Here is a 14,860-nt window from a genome sequence, read left to right as displayed (position 1 = left end):
GCACCGGCACCGGCACCGGGCAAACGTCGCTTGACGGGCGCTGGCGCATGCGCCGGCATAGACACTGAGGTAAGCCTGCAACACCTTTGCTTGGCCGGGGACCTGGTCCGGGCCATCTGCTGCCTAGGTCTCCGCCCCAGTGATCTCGCCACCTTCCTCGCGGATGCGGCGGCGCCTCACGCCCGGCGTCGGCGATTGCCTAGGCGCCGGTAGGTCACCTTCTCGGCGTGCTGCGGTCAGAGGGCTGGATGCTGCTGCGCTCTTGCCAGCATGCTCGGCTCAAGTCAGCGGTCGGCTCGGGGTTTTTCTGTGGTGACCCAGGTTGGGGTTTCCGTGTTAGGGAGGCGGTTGTCGCATGAGAAAGGGCCTACGACGGTCAGCGGGACGGGATTCTCTGGTTCGGGTAGGACGAGGGTGAGGCCGTTGCCTCGGGCCTCTAGTTCGGTGGCGTAGGCGGGGTCTACGCGGTTGAGGGCGATCATGATGAGGCCGGAATCCGGGTGGGGGCCCGTCGAGGTGATCTGGGTTGGCAGATTGAGGTCCCACTGCCTGCGCATGAGGCCTAGTACCCATTGCAGGGTCCACTCGGTTTCCTGCTCGGTCGGCTGCCAGCGTCTGAAGCGGAGCAACTCGGGAGACTGTACGAGCGGAACGAGCTCGGCCTTCGCCCTCAGCATCTCCGCCTCAAGCGGGACACTGATCACCAGAACCACTCGGCCACCGCCGTGCTCGACGGTTTCCGTGAGCCGCGCACCCACACCCGGATTGCGCTCGACCCACCTCCGCACAACCGGCAGATCCACCGAGGCCGTCGCCGGCTCCTCGCGAATGCGCTTCCCAGGCATCTCAGACCTCGTCCACCCGAACTGCCCCGCTCGCTATGAAGACTCGACTGTGGCCTGCACACGACACGATGTCTGCCGTGGCGGCGTCCACAAAACCTCCACCGATGGAGATCTCCTCCCCTACCCAGCAGACCGTCTCCCCGCGTTCGTCGACGAGGGCGATCTCGCCCGAGCGGAGCTCTGCGCGCCAACCCCACGGCCAGGCGACTTCCAGCAACATGCTCCCAGCCCGGAACATCAAACAATTCGTCGACGCGTCGACCTCCAGAGCCCCGATCAACTGCGCCTGCATCGCCTCAATGGCGATCAAGCGCTGAACCGACAGACCCGGCACCACTACCGACCCGGTAGCCAGGGCGGGGTCAGCCGCGGGTCGGGTTCGCCTCCGTCTTCCCCAGTCATACGGGGTCGGTGTAAACGGGACGATCTGGATCCGGTCGTCCTCGAGTGCCCGGAGCCGATCGAGCAAGTACTGCGAGTTGTCCGAGTCGAGCCGGACCATGACCTCGACCTGATTCGCAAAGGCATTCCAACCGCCGCTGATCCCGCGGAGGTCCGGGTCGTAGAAGAGGTCGTCAGCCAACTGTTGCAGTTCGACCCGGGAGTACCGCACCGATCTGAATTCCACACTCAAGTCCCCGGCCGCAGCGAGGACGGATGCCTTGAGTTGCCCCACCGAGCCCGACGCCTCATCGACCGGCCCGACAAGGCGGACCACCACCGCACGTGCATCGGTGTCCCACGAGAGCCCGCCATCGAGCGCCTGTTCACGCTCCACCAGTGCAGTGATCTCGTCGACCTGCTGCTGCAGATCCCAAGTCCCAGTCACATCGAGCGGCACCGGATCCTCAGTCGGAAAGTCCACAGGAGACATCGCTCCACCTCCGGTCGCAACTGCTGCCAGGGTAGGCCGAGATCCCGGCGTCCACCATGCACCCGACACAAGTACGGGCGCGGAAAATGTCTCGCGGCGGATGGTTGCCGACGGTACAGTCACGGCTTCTGGCTGGCACCCTTCGTCAGCCTCGACGATGGCTACGGCGTGCCGCAAAACGTCCCTCGCATGAACGATGCATCCAAGGCCACTCACGACCTTGCAGTCCTCACCCTCGAGTTCGAAACGCCCGGCGTACCGGACTGGCCCGTTCTCAGCATCCGGGTCAACGGCGAGAGCCCGTTCGCGAAGGTCGCAAAGGACTGGCAGGGCTTCGATCCCGGCAAGATGCTTGGCCGGCCGTCTCCGCTGATCCCCGATGACGCCGGCCACCGCGTCGCCCTGTACCGATGCTCCTGCGGCGAGGCCGGCTGCGGCGTCATCGCTCCGTTCGTCGTCGCCTCCCCGGACCGCAAGCGGATCTCCTGGGTCGACTTCCGTGACTATGTCGGAGTCTTCACCGGCCCCACCGCCCCTATGGCCGCCGACCACGACGGCAAGCCCTGGCAGCTCCCTGATCTCCACTTCGACTACGCCCAGTACGTCGCCGAAGTCCAGCGCGCGACGGCCGACCGCTCCTGGGAAACTCCGCGACGCAAGCTCGCCCGCCTCCTCGATGAACGCCTCACACCGATGAATCTCACCCTGCCGCCGGACTTGCCCCTGACATGGGTAACCCCGGCATGGAAAGCAGAAGGCGTCGTACTTTCGTTCAGCGGAACCAGCCAGCAACTACTCCACCTCAACAGCACCCAGGCAGACCCCGCACAAGCCGCCGAAGACATCACCCACCAGCTGCTCTCCACCTCGCCGCACAACTGGACCCACCTCTACGGCTACCACCCATAACCCCCGAAATAGCTCCGGCGCCGACCCCCACAGGAGGTCGGCGCCGGCGGCGTACAGGAGATCAGGCGGTGAAGGTGACGTCCAGGGTGATGGTGGTGCCGGAGAGGGCCTGGGAGACGGGGCAGTTCTTTTTGGCTTCTTCGGCGAACTGGGCGAACTCGTCGGCGGTCAGGCCGGGGACCTTGCCGTTGACGGAGAGTTTGATGCCGGTGATGCCCTCGCCGGGGACGAAGGTGACGTCGGCGGTGGTGTCGATCGACTCAGGCGCGTTGCCGGCGCCGGCCAGGGCGTGCGACAGGGCCATCGAGAAGCAGGTCGAGTGGGCGGCGGCGATCAGCTCTTCGGGGCTGGTGATGCCTTCGGCCTTGTCGTTGGACCGGGCGGCCCAGGTCACGTCGAAGGAGCCGAGCTTCGACGACTCGAGGTTGACCTTGCCGGCCCCCTCCAGCAGCGAGCCTTCCCAGTGGGCCTTGGCGGTGCGAATAGCAGCCATGCTCTTTGTCACTCCTCAGAAGTCAGTTGCCGGCCACGTCGATCGCGCCCGGGTAGTTCGGTTCGTCGGTGTTCACCATGCTGTGCGCGGCCATCACCATGTACTTCCAGATCTCCTCGTCGCGATCCGGCTCCAGCTTGATCTCGTCGAGGGCTGCCCGCATGTGCCCGAGCCAGCTGTCCCGGGCGCTCGGGGTGACGGCGAAGGGGTTGTGCCGCATCCGCAGCCGGGGGTGCCCGCGCTGCTCGGAGTACGTCCGCGGCCCGCCCCAGTACTGCTCGAGGAACATCCGGAAGCGCACCTCGGCCGGGCCGAGATCGTCCTCCGGGTACATCGCGCGCAGCTCCGGGTCGGCGGCGACCCCGCGGTAGAAGGCGGCCACCAACCGGTGGAAGGTGTCGGCCCCGCCCACGGCGTCGTAGAAACTCATCGGCTCGCTCATATCGTGATCAGTGTCTCAAGCCACCGAAACGTGCCGCACGAGGGCGTCCCGTTCGGCATCGCTGAGCTCCCGCTTCGCATGGGTCGAACCATCCACCGCGACCAGTACCGACGTCGCCCGCGCATAGATGTCCTCGCCCCCACCCGTCCGGTCGACGATCCGGGACCCCAGTGTGTACGACGTACGCCCGACCGCCTCGACCCAGACGTCCACGTCGTACGGCGGGTGCCGCAGCAGGATCGGGCGGAGGTAATCGACGGTCTGACTCACCAGTACCACCGGGTAGTGCGCAAAATAGTCGCCCTCCACACCGACCAATGACGCCAGGAACAGGATCCGGGCCTCCTGGAAGTAGTCGAAGTACCGGACGTTGTTCACATGGTCGTAGGAGTCGATGTCGGACCACCGGACCAGAACGGGATGACTGAAGGTCACGATCCCACCAGCTTCTCCAGCGCCGTCCGCTCGACCGGGGTGATCCGGCGCAGGCGGTTGGCGGCGAAATCGAAGGGAACGAGCCGGGTCCGCGCCTCCACATAGGTCACCCGGTCGCCGGCAGTAACGTCCAGGATCTCGTAGTCGACCACGAACGAAGCGGCCTTGATCTCGCTGATCCACAGCTCGATCCGGACCGGTTCGGGCCGGAAGACGAGCGGCCGCCGGTACTCGACCTCGTGCCGGGCGACCAGCAGCCCGGTCTCCAGGTCGTCGGCGCCGAGCTCCTTGGCGGTCCGGAACAGGAAGTCGACGCGCGCGTCCTGGAGGTAGTCGACGTACCGGCCGTTGTTGACGTGGCCCAGCGCGTCCATGTCACCCCAGCGGAGCGGACAGTGGTAAACGTGCCGGTTGTGATGATCCACACGGCGATCATCGCATCCTGACCGCACCGGCCATCACCGAACGTGGGTAATGTCATCCCCGGACACGAACCGATCAGTAGGGAGCAGGCGGTATGAGCGAGCAGCGCGTGGCGATCGTGACCGGGGCAGCCCGGGGAATCGGCGCCGCTGTGGCGCAGCGGCTCGCCGCCGACGGCAACGCCGTCGCAGTACTCGACCTGGACGAAGCGGCCTGCGCCGGGACCGTCGACGCGATCACCGAGGCGGGCGGCAAGGCCGTCGCGATCGGCTGCGACGTCAGCAAGGGTGATCAGGTCACCGCGGCCGTCGAGCGAGTGGTGGCCGAGCTGGGCGCGCCGACGATCCTGGTGAACAACGCCGGCGTACTGCGCGACAACCTGCTCTTCAAGATGTCCGAGGACGACTGGGACACCGTCATGTCGGTGCACCTGCGTGGCAGCTTCCTGATGTCGAAGGCCTGCCAGAAGCACATGGTCGACGCCGGCTACGGCCGGATGGTCTTCCTCTCCTCCACTTCCGCCCTGGGCAACCGCGGTCAGTCCAACTACGCCGCCGCGAAGGCCGGCCTGCAGGGGCTGGCCAAGACGCTGGCCTTCGAGCTGGGCAAGTTCGGCGTCACCGCGAACGCGATCGCGCCGGGCTTCATCGAGACCGACATGACCGCGGCCACCGCGGCCCGGGTCGGCGTCGACTTCGAGGAGTTCAAGAAGGCCACCGCGGCCACCATCCCGGTGAACCGGACCGGCAAGCCGGAGGACATCGCCGCCGCCGCGTCGTTCTTCTGCAGCGAAGAGGCCGGCTTCGTCTCCGGCCAGGTCCTGTACGTCGCCGGCGGACCCCGCAACTAGTGTTCCGTGTTGGCGAGAACTTGAACGATGGAGGTGTCCAGGTGCGTGCATCGCGGTGCTTGAGGAGCGTCCTCGATGCGGAGCATCGTGGATGCTCGTCAAGTGCCGCGAGGTGCGTGCCTGGGCGACTCCAGCGTCAAGTTCTCGCCAACACGGAACACTAAGGAGCCAGACAAATGCAGACCTTCACCGGTGTCGACGAGGTCGTCCACGCGGTCGGTACCCAGCTGGGCGAGACCGCGTGGCTGGAGATCACCCAGGAGCAGGTGAACCAGTTCGCCGAGGCGACCGGTGACCACCAGTGGATCCACGTCGACGTCGATCGGGCGGCGAAGGGCCCGTACGGCGGCACGATCGCGCACGGCTATCTGACGCTGAGCCTGATCGCCCGCTTCGGCGAGGAGCTGTTCTCGGTCGAGGGTGTGACGGCGAAGCTGAACTACGGCGTCAACAAGGTCCGCTTCCCCAGCCCGGTCCCGGTCGGTCGCCGGGTCCGCGCTAGCGCCTCGATCGCCGGCGCGCAGGAGACCCCGGCCGGCGTCCAGGTTTCCCTGCAGTGGGTCATCGAGCTCGAGGACTCCACCAAGCCGGCCTGCGTCGCGGAGACCGTAGTACTGCTCGTCCGTTAAAGAGGGCAGATCAGGACGGAGTGGGTCGCCGCCCGCCGGTAGCCCAACCAGTTGTTGACGGCAAGCATCGGCTCGTTGCCGTCGTAGTTCGCGGTGTACGCACCTATTACCCCGGCGTCGGCGGCCCGATGTAGCGCCGCGCACTTCACCAGCTTGGCCAGGCCGCGCCCTTGGTGCGCAGGCATCGTCGCCGTCATCTGCGACCAGATCTTGCGGTAGCTGCCGTTGCCCCGGGTGAACGCGATGACCTCGTCGTCCTGCACCGCGGCGACGCTCAGGTCGTGCATCATCGCCGGCGACTCCCAGATATCCGCGAGCCATTCCTCGTACGGGCGTCCGACGATCTTCGCGTCCCCGGGTTTGATGCGCTGGGCAACTTCATCGGCCATGTACACGAGCCGCGGATCCAGCTCGGTGAACGGCGCCAACCGCACCCCCTCCGGTACTACGGGAAGCTCCGGCGCCCGCTCTGGTTCGATCCCCGCGTAGTGCACCTGCCTCGTCTGCCGGTACCCCCAGCGCGACGCCCACTCCCGCGCCGCAGGATCAGCAAAGACCCGCACACTCATCGCGCCGGCCGCCTTCAACCGCTCATGCGCCAGATCCAGCAGCCCGGTGCCGGCCCCACGCCCCCGGAACTCCGGATGCACCATGACCCGCAGCTCACCGCTGACCGGATCGGACCCCGCAGTCAGCACGGACGAACTCCAGCCGATCAACCGATCACCGTCGAAGGCCGCAAGCCTCGTGCGGCTCGCGGACCCGGCGTCCCTGGCGATGCCGGCCCGCATCACTTCCACGGTGGTGACCGACCACGGCTCAAGGAGGTCGTAAAGCACCATGACGGCGTCGGCATCATCCGGTACGGCAGGCCTGATCTCCATCGGGCACTCCTTCAGGGGCGAAGAGTCAACCGGAACATACCCGCGGTCAGGAGCAAACTGGTCTGGACGGCTGGAAAAGTTACCGAACTCGCAGGGTCCGCCGGACCACACCTCGTTCGCGTCCTACTCCGCCAGATGCGCGTCGGCCCGTTTCATCAACTCCGACCCGATGCCCCGGCCGCGGAAGTCCTTGTCCACAAAGAGATTCTGGTAGAAAGCGCCCGGAAGACTCCGCCAGGTCGCGGGCACCGTCGAGGCGTCGTCGATCATGGCCGTCCGGATCTCGACCGCCATCTCAGAGCGTCCTGAGCAGACTGGTCTGGGTCTCGATCCGGCGATAGCCGAGCCAGTTGTTGATCGCGAGCATCGGCAGGTTCGCATCGTCGTTAGAGGTGAACGCGCCGGTGATACCGGCCCGCGCGCACCGGCGCAGCGCGACCGACTTCACCAGCTTCGCGAGTCCACGACCCCGGTACGCCGGAACGCTGCCCGTCATGTCCGACCAGGCCCGGTCGCCGTCCGCCACGACCGTCGTGAAGCAGGCAACCTCGTCACCCGCTAGGGCCGCGACACTCAACGCCTTGTCCGACGCCGGCGATTCCCAGATCTCCTTCAGCCATTCGTCGTAGTCCACCGAATCCATCGGCGAATCGCTCGGCTCGTCGAGGGTGGCGATCGTGTCCGCGACAAAGATCTGCCGTGGATCCAAGGTGTCCATCGTCGCAATCCGAATCCCATCAGGTACAGCCGGCTGCTCCGGTAGTACCCGTGGATCCAAACCCGAGTAGTGCATCTCCCGCGACGGCTCATACCCGAGGCCATCAGCAAAGCGCAGTCCTAAAGGCGTCGCGAACGTCCGGATCCGCAACGCGCCGACCTCACTCAAGTGACCATGCAACCGCTCGGCCAACGCACCACCGATGCCCTGGCGGCGGTACGACGGATGGACCTGGATCGCCACCTCGCTCTGCCCCGGCTCACTCGTCCAGATGTTCAGCCCAGCAGTTCCCATCCCGACCACCTGGTCGCCGTCTTCCGCGACCAACCCGAGATGCCGTTCCGCCGGCGACCGCGTCGACATCTGGTGCCGGAGGTAGGCCGGCGACATCACGGAGTACGAATACGTCTCCCGCCGCAACCGCGAAACCGCCCCGGCATCGTCCGCCGTCATCACCCTGATCCGCATCTTCGGACCCTAACGAGGGCGATCAGGAGTCGCCAGCGGATTAGTTGGGACGCGATCGCAACAGCTGTGGGGCGGCTGTGATTCTGTCGTGGGCCGGGTGGGCATTAGGGTTGGCCGGTGCCCGTTATCGCGACCACATCGTTGACCAAGCGATACCCGCGTGTGACGGCCCTGGACGAGCTGACTGTCGAAGTGGGGTCCGGCGTGACCGGACTGGTTGGCGCCAACGGTGCCGGCAAGTCGACCCTGCTGAAGATTCTGCTCGGACTGATCGCCCCGACCGCCGGAAGCGCCATCGTGCTGGGACACGACGTGGTCACCGGCGGCGAGGCGGTCCGCGCTCTCGTCGGCTACATGCCGGAGCACGACTGCCTGCCACCCGACGTCTCCGCGACCGAGTTCGCGGTGCACCTCGCGCAGATGTCCGGCCTGCCCGCGACCGCCGCCCGGGAACGAGCCGCCGACGTACTCCGGCACGTCGGCCTCGACGAGGCGCGCTACCGGCCGATGGGTGGCTACTCCACCGGCATGAAGCAACGGGTGAAGCTGGCCCAGGCCTTGGTGCACGACCCCAAACTTGTTCTGCTCGACGAACCGACCAACGGGCTCGACCCGGCCGGGCGCGACGAGATGCTCACGCTGGTCCGCCGGATCGGCACCGAGTTCGGCATCCCCGTGCTGATCACCTCGCATCTGCTCGGCGAGCTCGAGCATGTCTGCGACCACATCGTCGTACTGGACGGCGGCCGGCTGCTCCGCTCGGAGTCCAAGGCAGCGCTGACCGGCGAGACCGGAGTACTGGCGGTCGAAGTACGGGATCTCAGTGGACGCGACCGATTGGCTGCCGCACTGGAACGTGGCGGGGCGCGAGCCAGGACCGATGGTCCGCTGGTACTCGTGGAGATCAGCGGCGAAGAGACGTACGACCTGGTCCGCGACGCGATCGCCGACCTCGGCCTCGGACTGGTCCGGGTCGAACAGCACCGGCACCGGCTGGAAGAGGTCTTCAGTGTCTGACCAGCAACGCGGGGCCGGTGTCATCCACGACATCGGCTACCGGCACTACGATGGTCCGCGGCTCGGCCGGTTCGCGATCTGGCAGGCGCTGGTGGTGTCGAGCCTGCGGCACGCGTACGGGCTCGGCCGGTCCGGCAAGTCGAAGGTGATGCCGATCCTGCTGCTCGCGGTGATGGTCGTGCCGGTGGCGATCATGGTCGGGATCGAGAACGCGCTGGACTTCGACAACCCGCCGCTGTCCCAGGCGCGCTACGTCTTCTTCCTGCAAGCGGTCATCGCCCTCTACCTTGCCTCGCAGGCGCCGCAACTGTTCTCGCGTGATCTCCGCTACGGCTCGATCGTGCTCTACCTGGCCAGGCCGCTGCGCCGGATGGACTACGCGCTGGCGAAGCTGACCGCGCTGGTCCTCGCACTGATGGTCCTGATGGGCCTGCCGATGGTCATCCTGTACGCCGGTGCGCTACTGGCCAAGTTCAACTTCAACCTGATGACCAAGGAGTTCCTCAGCGGCCTGGTGACCGCGTTGCTGCTGGCTGTCCTGCTGGCCGCGATCGGCGGCCTGATCGCGGCCGCCACCCCACGCCGCGGGTTCGCCGTCGCCGCCATCATCGCGGTGCTGATGGTGACGTTCACGGCCGTCATCGCGGTCACCGCGATCCTCGACCCCGACGGCACGCACAAGAGTGTCGCGTCCCGCTACGCCAATCTGGCTTCGCCTTTCAGCCTGGTCGAGGTGTTGTCGACCTTCGTCGTGCGCGGCGGCGGCGACTGGCTGCCGACGGTGCCGCAAGGACTCGTCTTCGGCGCTGTCTACGTCGTGATCGTCGGCGCCTGCGCCTGGGGCGTCAACGCCCGGTACGCCAAGGTGGCCCGCGGATGAGCGTGATCCAGATCGAGAAGGTCTCCCGCTGGTACGGCAATGTGGTGGCCGTCAACGACGTCACGATGACGATCGGCCCGGGCGTCACCGGCCTGCTCGGACCGAACGGCGCCGGCAAGTCCACGCTGATCACGATGATGGCCGGCTTCCTGCCGCCGTCGACCGGCGACGTCACGCTCGACGGTGTCCCGGTCTGGCGCAACCAGGAGTCCTACCGCCACATCGGGCTGGTGCCGGAGACCGAGGCCGTCTACGACACGTTGAGCGGATCCGCCTTCGTCCTCGCCAATGCCGAGCTGCAAGGACTGCCGAATCCTGGGGCCGCCACGGCGTCCGCGATCGCGACGGTGGCGATGGAGGACGCGGCCGGGCGGCGCATCTCGACGTACTCGAAGGGCATGAAGCAGCGGATCAAGATGGCCGCGGCCCTCGTGCACGAGCCGTCGGTACTGCTGCTCGACGAGCCGTTCAACGGGATGGATCCACGACAACGCCTGCACCTGATGGACCTGCTGCGCAAGATGGGCGTCGACGGCCGGACAGTGTTGTTCAGCTCGCACATCCTCGAAGAGGTGCAGCAGGTCGCGACCCACATCGAGGTCGTCGTGTCCGGGCGGCATGCGGCCTCCGGCGACTATCGTGCCATCCGCACGCTGATGACAGACCGGCCGGTGCTGTACCGGCTGCGCTCGTCGGACGACCGCCGGCTCGCGTCCGCGCTGATCGGCGATCCCTGCACCTCGGGCGCTGACCTCGACGGTGGCTCCCTGCAAGTACAGGTCGTCGACTTCGAACGCTTCAGCCGGCTCGTGCCGTCGCTGGCCCGTGACCTCGGCATCCGGCTGCTCGAGGTCGCCCCGACCGACGAGTCCCTCGAGAGCGTCTTCTCCTACCTCGTCGGGAGGCGCTGACCGATGAACCTGACGATTGCCCGGCTGACGATGTCCACCCTGTTCGGCAACCGGCGCGGGCTGCTGCTCTTCATCCTGCCCGGCGCCCTGCTCGCGCTCTGCGTGCTGCTGGCGCTGACCGTCGACGACACCGCCGACTTCAGTACTGCGCTGCTGCAGATGTTCGGGCTGGCCGTGATCGTGCCGCTGGTCTCGCTGCTCGCGGCGACCGGCGCGCTCGCGTCCGAGATCGACGACGGCTCGATCGTCTACCTGCTCAGCAAGCCGATCAAGCGCTCCACGATCATCATCACCAAGGCACTGGTCGCGATCGGCGTCATCCTGGTCCTGGCCGCGGTCCCGATGGTGGTGGCCGGCCTCATCCTCGACCTCCACGACCCCACAACAGCCGTTGCCTTCGGCATCGGTTCCCTGGTGGCCGGGATCGCGTACACCGCCATCTTCATCGCCCTGTCGGTGATGTCGGGCAACGCGGTCACGATCGGCCTGATCTACGCGCTCCTGTGGGAAGGCGTGATGGGCCAGTACGTCGGCGGCGCCAAGGCCCTCAGTGTGCAGCAATGGTCCCTGGCCGTCATCCAGAACCTCAGCGACGCCCCGCACGTCAAGGCCGCCGTCAAACTCCCGATCGGCATCATCCTGCTCGCCGCCGTCGTCGTGATCGGCTTGACCCTCGCCACCGCCCGGCTCCGCTCGCACATCCTTTCCACCGCCGAGTAGCCCTCCGCCGAGTCGTTGCAAGTACCTGCAAAAAGCTTCTGTCGTGCCGCCCGCTCCTGCAGGCTGTGACGGCTGAAGTTCCGGGTACGTCGACGAAGGGTCTCCACCATGATCAGAAGGTCTGTTTCCGCTGGGGTGGCCACCGCGGCCGGGTTGGTCTGCCTGGCCGCTCCGCTGTCCAGCCAGGCGACCGTCGCCGCATACCCGACGGCTCCGTTCGAGGTGAGGCACGGGAACACCTATGCGGTGGGCACCGTGACCTTCTTCAATCGCGGCGTAACGGCCTACACCTCGGTCCGGTCGGTGGATCCGGGTGACTGCCGTTTCGTGCGGGTCGAGGCACTCAACCCACAAGGCCACCAGATCGACGCCACAGCCGTCGACGAATCCCCGGTCGTCTGTGGCGAAGACCTGCCTTGGGCTGTCGAGGTGCCGGCAAACGTTGCCGGCGGCGCAGCCTCGGTCCGGGTGAATCTGATGGCCTACAACTCGGTGACCGGTGCCATCAAGTTCATCGTTTCGCAGCGGGTCTTCCCCTCCTGACCGGTCCCGGTCGGCAGGTCGCCGGCGGCAGACTCCCCGAACTGCTGCCGGCTCCGCACGTTCGTCCTTTCCACGGTTGAGTAGCTGTTGTAGCCTGCCGGGATGACAGGAGTGTCACCGGCTTTGCTGCTGGCAGGATTGTTCGTCTCTGATGCGCCGCGGCCCGAGTTCGAGCAGGCGTTCCAGCCGTATGCGCCGTTGATCGGCAGCTGGGACCTGGACGTCACCTGGTACGACGACGAGGGACAGCTGACCCGGGAGACGAAGGGTGAGTGGCATTTCGCGTGGGCGCTCGATGGGAGCGCAGTGGCCGACGTCTGGATCACGCCGAGCCGGGCTGTTCGGACCTCGCCGGACGACGGCGAGTGGGGGCTCAGCATCCGCATCTACGATCCTGAGCTGGACGCCTTCCGATCCACGTGGATGGGGCCGAGGGCTGCGCTGGTGAAGACCTTCATCGGGCATGCCGGGCCGGGGAGCATCACGCTCGAGGCTCGGGACTCGGATGCGGCCAAAACGCGGTGGATCTTCACGGACATCACCGAGACGAGCTTCCAATGGCGCAATGAGGACGAGGACGCCGACGGTCGCATCTTCGTCCGACAACGCTTCTCCGGCACCCGCGCTCAGCTGTAGACCTCGACCACTGCGTGCGCGAGCCGCAGGAGTTCGTCGCGGAGGTCAAGGGGTTCGAGCACCTCCACCACATCGCCGAAGCCGAGCAGGATCCCGCACGCGGCCTCCCGAATGCGGAAGCGCATCGACATTCGCACCCACTCGTCACCCTCGGCCGGTACGTCGTGCGCGTGCTCGCCCCTCGCCAGCATGGACGCGGAGATGCGCCTGACCTGCTCCGCCCGATCCGGTCGCACCCGGAGCAGTACGTAGACACCGCGAGCCGGGAGGGTTCGCTCCAGCCCTGACCGCAGGCGGTCCCATTCCTCTTGCAGGTCAAGGTTTTCCGGCCTCACGGCTGCTTCGTCCAGTACGTCGACCTGCTCGACGCGTGACACCCGGTACATCCGGGAGACGCCGCGATGAGCTGCCACCAAGTACCAGCGGCCGGCCTGCTCGACCAGGCCCCAGGGGTCGACGGTACGGCGTACTGCCCGGCCCTCGCTCGCAGAGGCGTAGCGGATGGCTACTCGGCGGCGGGTGACCACGGCTTGGCGTAGTACCGGCAGTGCACCGGTGTCCTCGGCGTCAGCGAACCACCGGCGCCGGTCGACGACTATGGCATCGGACAGCGCATCCGCATCGTCCTGCAACTGCAGTGGCAGCGCAGAGGACAGCTTGCCCATCGCGGACTGCAGTGCGTCATGCAGCCCGAGCTCGGCCGACAGCGATGCCCTGCCACTCCAGGCAAACAACGCCTGCGCCTCCCGCGGCGTCAGACTGCTCACATCGGCGCGATAACCGGGCAGCAGCACACATCCACCGTTGCGCCCGCGCTCCGTATAGACCGGTACGCCGGCCGCCGACAACGCCTCCATGTCGCGCATCACCGTCCGCGTCGACACCTCTAGCCGCTCGGCCAGCTCACGCGCGCTCAACCGCGGATGCCGTTGCAGCAACAGGATGATCTGCAGCAACCGGTCGGCTCTCATGCTCCGAATATAAGACAGCAGATGTCATAGATCAGCACCGAGAGTGGAACCAGCACTCAATCACTGGAGGAACCGTGACGGACCCACGCCCGATGCTCGCCCGCGCCCTGGACCAGACCCAGGCGATGATCGACACCATCGGCGCCGACGACCTGGCCTTGCCGACCCCCTGCCCGGAGTACGACGTAGAGACCCTGCTCGGCCACCTGATGACCGTCATCGCCCGGATCGACCTCGCCCTGACCGGCAACAACCCGCTGTCGATCCCGACCGTGACGCCCGGCATCAAAGACTTCGCCGCGGAATGGAAGGAACGCCGAGCCGCCGTCGACGAAACACTTTCCAACCCAGCCGTCCTCACCATGACCTGCACAGTCCCCTGGGGCACCATCCCCGGCGCCGCCGCAATCGCCTCCTACACAAGCGAATTGGCCACCCACGCCTGGGACCTGGCGAAGGCGACCGGCCGCACCGACCTCCTCGACGACGCCATCGCCACCTACTGCCTACCGCTCTCCCAGCAGTTCCTACCTGCTGAGCCGCGAGGCGGCCACATCCCCTTCGGCCCGGTGGTCGAAGTCCCCGCAGACGCCTCCCCGTACGACCGCCTAGCAGCCTGGCAGGGCCGCCAGCCCTGAGCCGCACCACGAAGCCCCCTCGTTGCAAGTACCTGCAAAAGGCTTCTGTCGTGCCGCCCGCTGCTGCAGGCTGTGACGGCTGAAGTTCCGGGTACGACGATGAAGGGTCTCGAAGATGATCAGAAGGTCTGTTGCCGCCGGGGTGGCTCTTGTGGCCGGACTGGCCTGTCTGACCGCGCCAGTTTCCAGCCAGCGGCCGTCACCGCGTATCCGACGGGTCCGTTCGAGGTGAGGTACGGAAACACCTATGCGGTGGGCACCGTGACCTTCTATGGCCGCAGCGTAGTGGCCCGTTTCTCGATCAGGTCAGTAAGCAAGACCGACTGCCGCTTCATCTCAGTTGTGGCGCTCAACTCACGCGGCCACCAGATGAACGATTCCGCCTACAGCTCATCGGTGAAAACTTGTGACGCTGACGGGACCGAGGCTGTCGCCGTGCCGGCCAACGTTGCCGGCGGCGCCTCCTCGGTCCGGGTGATCCTGCGGTCCTATGACCTGCTGACCCTCGCCAAGAAGGACCTCAATTCACTGCGGGTCTTCCCCTCGTGACCGGTCCCGGCCGGTAGGTCGGCCG

Annotated in this window: 21 protein-coding genes; 11 read left to right on the top strand and 10 right to left on the bottom strand. The window is 66.7% G+C overall.

Going from position 1 to position 14,860, the window contains the following annotated elements; all coding sequences use genetic code 11:
• Positions 1–284 precede the first annotated feature (284 nt).
• Both OHA70_RS23485 and OHA70_RS23480 read right to left on the bottom strand, forming a co-directional pair.
• Positions 285–845, bottom strand: a complete 561-nt coding sequence (locus OHA70_RS23485; protein ID WP_328321098.1) for a hypothetical protein — start codon at positions 843–845, stop codon at positions 285–287.
• Between the two features lies 1 nt (position 846).
• Positions 847–1,719 carry a hypothetical protein gene (locus OHA70_RS23480; protein WP_328321096.1) on the bottom strand — a complete coding sequence of 291 codons (873 nt, stop codon included), beginning with the start codon at positions 1,717–1,719 and terminating at the stop codon, positions 847–849.
• A gap of 189 nt (positions 1,720–1,908) precedes the next feature.
• On the opposite strand from OHA70_RS23480, the gene OHA70_RS23475 reads away from it, so the two are divergent.
• The gene (locus OHA70_RS23475) at positions 1,909–2,628 is read left to right on the top strand and encodes a hypothetical protein (RefSeq protein ID WP_328321094.1); all 720 of its coding nucleotides are present in this window, start codon (positions 1,909–1,911) and stop codon (positions 2,626–2,628) included.
• A 61-nt stretch (positions 2,629–2,689) separates the two neighbouring features.
• On the opposite strand, the gene OHA70_RS23470 is transcribed toward OHA70_RS23475, so the two are convergent.
• Genes OHA70_RS23470 through OHA70_RS23455 form a run of 4 tightly spaced genes read right to left on the bottom strand, consistent with a single transcriptional unit; the run spans position 2,690 to position 4,423 of the window.
• Positions 2,690–3,121, bottom strand: coding sequence for an OsmC family peroxiredoxin (locus OHA70_RS23470; RefSeq protein ID WP_328321092.1), 432 nt, complete (start codon positions 3,119–3,121; stop codon positions 2,690–2,692).
• Between the two features lie 22 nt (positions 3,122–3,143).
• Positions 3,144–3,551, bottom strand: coding sequence for a globin (locus OHA70_RS23465; RefSeq protein WP_328321090.1), 408 nt, complete (start codon positions 3,549–3,551; stop codon positions 3,144–3,146).
• Between the two features lie 27 nt (positions 3,552–3,578).
• Positions 3,579–3,998, bottom strand: a complete 420-nt coding sequence (locus tag OHA70_RS23460; protein WP_328321088.1) for an acyl-CoA thioesterase — start codon at positions 3,996–3,998, stop codon at positions 3,579–3,581.
• Positions 3,995–4,423: an acyl-CoA thioesterase gene (locus OHA70_RS23455; RefSeq protein ID WP_328321087.1), complete on the bottom strand. Its 429-nt coding sequence runs from the start codon at positions 4,421–4,423 to the stop codon at positions 3,995–3,997. Before OHA70_RS23455 ends, OHA70_RS23460 begins: the two co-directional genes overlap by 4 nt.
• A 92-nt stretch (positions 4,424–4,515) precedes the next feature.
• Here OHA70_RS23455 and fabG point away from each other — a divergent pair, with 92 nt between their 5' ends.
• Both fabG and OHA70_RS23445 read left to right on the top strand, forming a co-directional pair.
• The gene (gene fabG / locus OHA70_RS23450) at positions 4,516–5,271 is read left to right on the top strand and encodes a 3-oxoacyl-ACP reductase FabG (protein ID WP_328321085.1); all 756 of its coding nucleotides are present in this window, start codon (positions 4,516–4,518) and stop codon (positions 5,269–5,271) included.
• A gap of 176 nt (positions 5,272–5,447) precedes the next feature.
• A complete protein-coding gene (locus tag OHA70_RS23445; RefSeq protein WP_328321083.1) occupies positions 5,448–5,900 on the top strand; it encodes a MaoC family dehydratase in 453 nt (150 codons plus the stop codon).
• On the opposite strand, the gene OHA70_RS23440 is transcribed toward OHA70_RS23445, so the two are convergent.
• The 3 genes from OHA70_RS23440 to OHA70_RS23430 all read right to left on the bottom strand — a co-directional run bounded on the left by OHA70_RS23440 (position 5,897) and on the right by OHA70_RS23430 (position 7,970).
• Positions 5,897–6,784 carry a GNAT family N-acetyltransferase gene (locus OHA70_RS23440; RefSeq protein WP_328321081.1) on the bottom strand — a complete coding sequence of 296 codons (888 nt, stop codon included), beginning with the start codon at positions 6,782–6,784 and terminating at the stop codon, positions 5,897–5,899. The two genes, OHA70_RS23445 and OHA70_RS23440, sit on opposite strands and share 4 nt — an antisense overlap.
• Positions 6,785–6,907: 123 nt before the next feature.
• Positions 6,908–7,078: a GNAT family N-acetyltransferase gene (locus OHA70_RS23435; RefSeq protein WP_328321079.1), complete on the bottom strand. Its 171-nt coding sequence runs from the start codon at positions 7,076–7,078 to the stop codon at positions 6,908–6,910.
• A gap of 1 nt (position 7,079) precedes the next feature.
• Entirely contained in the window at positions 7,080–7,970 is an 891-nt protein-coding gene (locus OHA70_RS23430) for a GNAT family N-acetyltransferase (protein ID WP_328321077.1), read from the bottom strand.
• Between the two features lie 117 nt (positions 7,971–8,087).
• Here OHA70_RS23430 and OHA70_RS23425 point away from each other — a divergent pair, with 117 nt between their 5' ends.
• From OHA70_RS23425 to OHA70_RS23400, 6 genes are all read left to right on the top strand, one after another.
• The gene (locus OHA70_RS23425) at positions 8,088–8,987 is read left to right on the top strand and encodes an ABC transporter ATP-binding protein (protein WP_328321075.1); all 900 of its coding nucleotides are present in this window, start codon (positions 8,088–8,090) and stop codon (positions 8,985–8,987) included.
• Positions 8,980–9,867, top strand: a complete 888-nt coding sequence (locus tag OHA70_RS23420) for an ABC transporter permease subunit (RefSeq protein ID WP_328321073.1) — start codon at positions 8,980–8,982, stop codon at positions 9,865–9,867. The genes OHA70_RS23425 and OHA70_RS23420 overlap by 8 nt, the downstream gene beginning before the upstream one ends.
• The gene (locus tag OHA70_RS23415) at positions 9,864–10,778 is read left to right on the top strand and encodes an ABC transporter ATP-binding protein (protein WP_328321071.1); all 915 of its coding nucleotides are present in this window, start codon (positions 9,864–9,866) and stop codon (positions 10,776–10,778) included. Before OHA70_RS23420 ends, OHA70_RS23415 begins: the two co-directional genes overlap by 4 nt.
• A 3-nt stretch (positions 10,779–10,781) precedes the next feature.
• Complete coding sequence (locus OHA70_RS23410; protein WP_328321069.1) at positions 10,782–11,498, top strand: ABC transporter permease; 717 nt, start codon at positions 10,782–10,784, stop codon at positions 11,496–11,498.
• Positions 11,499–11,606: 108 nt separating this feature from the next.
• Positions 11,607–12,041 (top strand): hypothetical protein, encoded by a 435-nt coding sequence (locus OHA70_RS23405; RefSeq protein ID WP_328321067.1) that lies wholly within the window; start codon positions 11,607–11,609, stop codon positions 12,039–12,041.
• 102 nt (positions 12,042–12,143) lie between these two features.
• Complete coding sequence (locus tag OHA70_RS23400) at positions 12,144–12,677, top strand: hypothetical protein (RefSeq protein ID WP_328321065.1); 534 nt, start codon at positions 12,144–12,146, stop codon at positions 12,675–12,677.
• On the opposite strand, the gene OHA70_RS23395 is transcribed toward OHA70_RS23400, so the two are convergent.
• A complete protein-coding gene (locus tag OHA70_RS23395; protein WP_328321062.1) occupies positions 12,668–13,648 on the bottom strand; it encodes a helix-turn-helix transcriptional regulator in 981 nt (326 codons plus the stop codon). The two genes, OHA70_RS23400 and OHA70_RS23395, sit on opposite strands and share 10 nt — an antisense overlap.
• 74 nt (positions 13,649–13,722) lie before the next feature.
• On the opposite strand from OHA70_RS23395, the gene OHA70_RS23390 reads away from it, so the two are divergent.
• Together OHA70_RS23390 and OHA70_RS23385 are read left to right on the top strand one after the other, a co-directional pair.
• Positions 13,723–14,286 carry a TIGR03086 family metal-binding protein gene (locus OHA70_RS23390; RefSeq protein WP_328321060.1) on the top strand — a complete coding sequence of 188 codons (564 nt, stop codon included), beginning with the start codon at positions 13,723–13,725 and terminating at the stop codon, positions 14,284–14,286.
• A 99-nt stretch (positions 14,287–14,385) separates the two neighbouring features.
• Positions 14,386–14,835 carry a hypothetical protein gene (locus tag OHA70_RS23385; protein WP_328321058.1) on the top strand — a complete coding sequence of 150 codons (450 nt, stop codon included), beginning with the start codon at positions 14,386–14,388 and terminating at the stop codon, positions 14,833–14,835.
• The last annotated feature ends 25 nt before the right edge of the window (positions 14,836–14,860 follow it).

This window comes from Kribbella sp. NBC_00382 (assembly GCF_036067295.1).
In the GTDB taxonomy this organism is placed as follows: Bacteria; Actinomycetota; Actinomycetes; order Propionibacteriales; family Kribbellaceae; genus Kribbella.
Note: the sequence above shows the minus strand (reverse complement) of the source record. Positions and strands in the feature narration are given on the sequence as shown.

What these genes read in the sequence shown, in the direction of transcription:
- OHA70_RS23485 (WP_328321098.1), bottom strand. Translation starts at nt 845, where the DNA reads ATGCCTGGGAAGCGCATTCGCGAGGAGCCGGCGACGGCCTCGGTGGAT.
- OHA70_RS23480 (WP_328321096.1), bottom strand. Translation starts at nt 1,719, where the DNA reads ATGTCTCCTGTGGACTTTCCGACTGAGGATCCGGTGCCGCTCGATGTG.
- OHA70_RS23475 (WP_328321094.1), top strand. Translation starts at nt 1,909, where the DNA reads ATGAACGATGCATCCAAGGCCACTCACGACCTTGCAGTCCTCACCCTC.
- OHA70_RS23470 (WP_328321092.1), bottom strand. Translation starts at nt 3,121, where the DNA reads ATGGCTGCTATTCGCACCGCCAAGGCCCACTGGGAAGGCTCGCTGCTG.
- OHA70_RS23465 (WP_328321090.1), bottom strand. Translation starts at nt 3,551, where the DNA reads ATGAGTTTCTACGACGCCGTGGGCGGGGCCGACACCTTCCACCGGTTG.
- fabG (WP_328321085.1), top strand. Translation starts at nt 4,516, where the DNA reads ATGAGCGAGCAGCGCGTGGCGATCGTGACCGGGGCAGCCCGGGGAATC.
- OHA70_RS23445 (WP_328321083.1), top strand. Translation starts at nt 5,448, where the DNA reads ATGCAGACCTTCACCGGTGTCGACGAGGTCGTCCACGCGGTCGGTACC.
- OHA70_RS23440 (WP_328321081.1), bottom strand. Translation starts at nt 6,784, where the DNA reads ATGGAGATCAGGCCTGCCGTACCGGATGATGCCGACGCCGTCATGGTG.
- OHA70_RS23435 (WP_328321079.1), bottom strand. Translation starts at nt 7,078, where the DNA reads ATGGCGGTCGAGATCCGGACGGCCATGATCGACGACGCCTCGACGGTG.
- OHA70_RS23430 (WP_328321077.1), bottom strand. Translation starts at nt 7,970, where the DNA reads ATGCGGATCAGGGTGATGACGGCGGACGATGCCGGGGCGGTTTCGCGG.
- OHA70_RS23415 (WP_328321071.1), top strand. Translation starts at nt 9,864, where the DNA reads ATGAGCGTGATCCAGATCGAGAAGGTCTCCCGCTGGTACGGCAATGTG.
- OHA70_RS23410 (WP_328321069.1), top strand. Translation starts at nt 10,782, where the DNA reads ATGAACCTGACGATTGCCCGGCTGACGATGTCCACCCTGTTCGGCAAC.
- OHA70_RS23405 (WP_328321067.1), top strand. Translation starts at nt 11,607, where the DNA reads ATGATCAGAAGGTCTGTTTCCGCTGGGGTGGCCACCGCGGCCGGGTTG.
- OHA70_RS23400 (WP_328321065.1), top strand. Translation starts at nt 12,144, where the DNA reads ATGACAGGAGTGTCACCGGCTTTGCTGCTGGCAGGATTGTTCGTCTCT.
- OHA70_RS23395 (WP_328321062.1), bottom strand. Translation starts at nt 13,648, where the DNA reads ATGAGAGCCGACCGGTTGCTGCAGATCATCCTGTTGCTGCAACGGCAT.
- OHA70_RS23385 (WP_328321058.1), top strand. Translation starts at nt 14,386, where the DNA reads ATGAAGGGTCTCGAAGATGATCAGAAGGTCTGTTGCCGCCGGGGTGGC.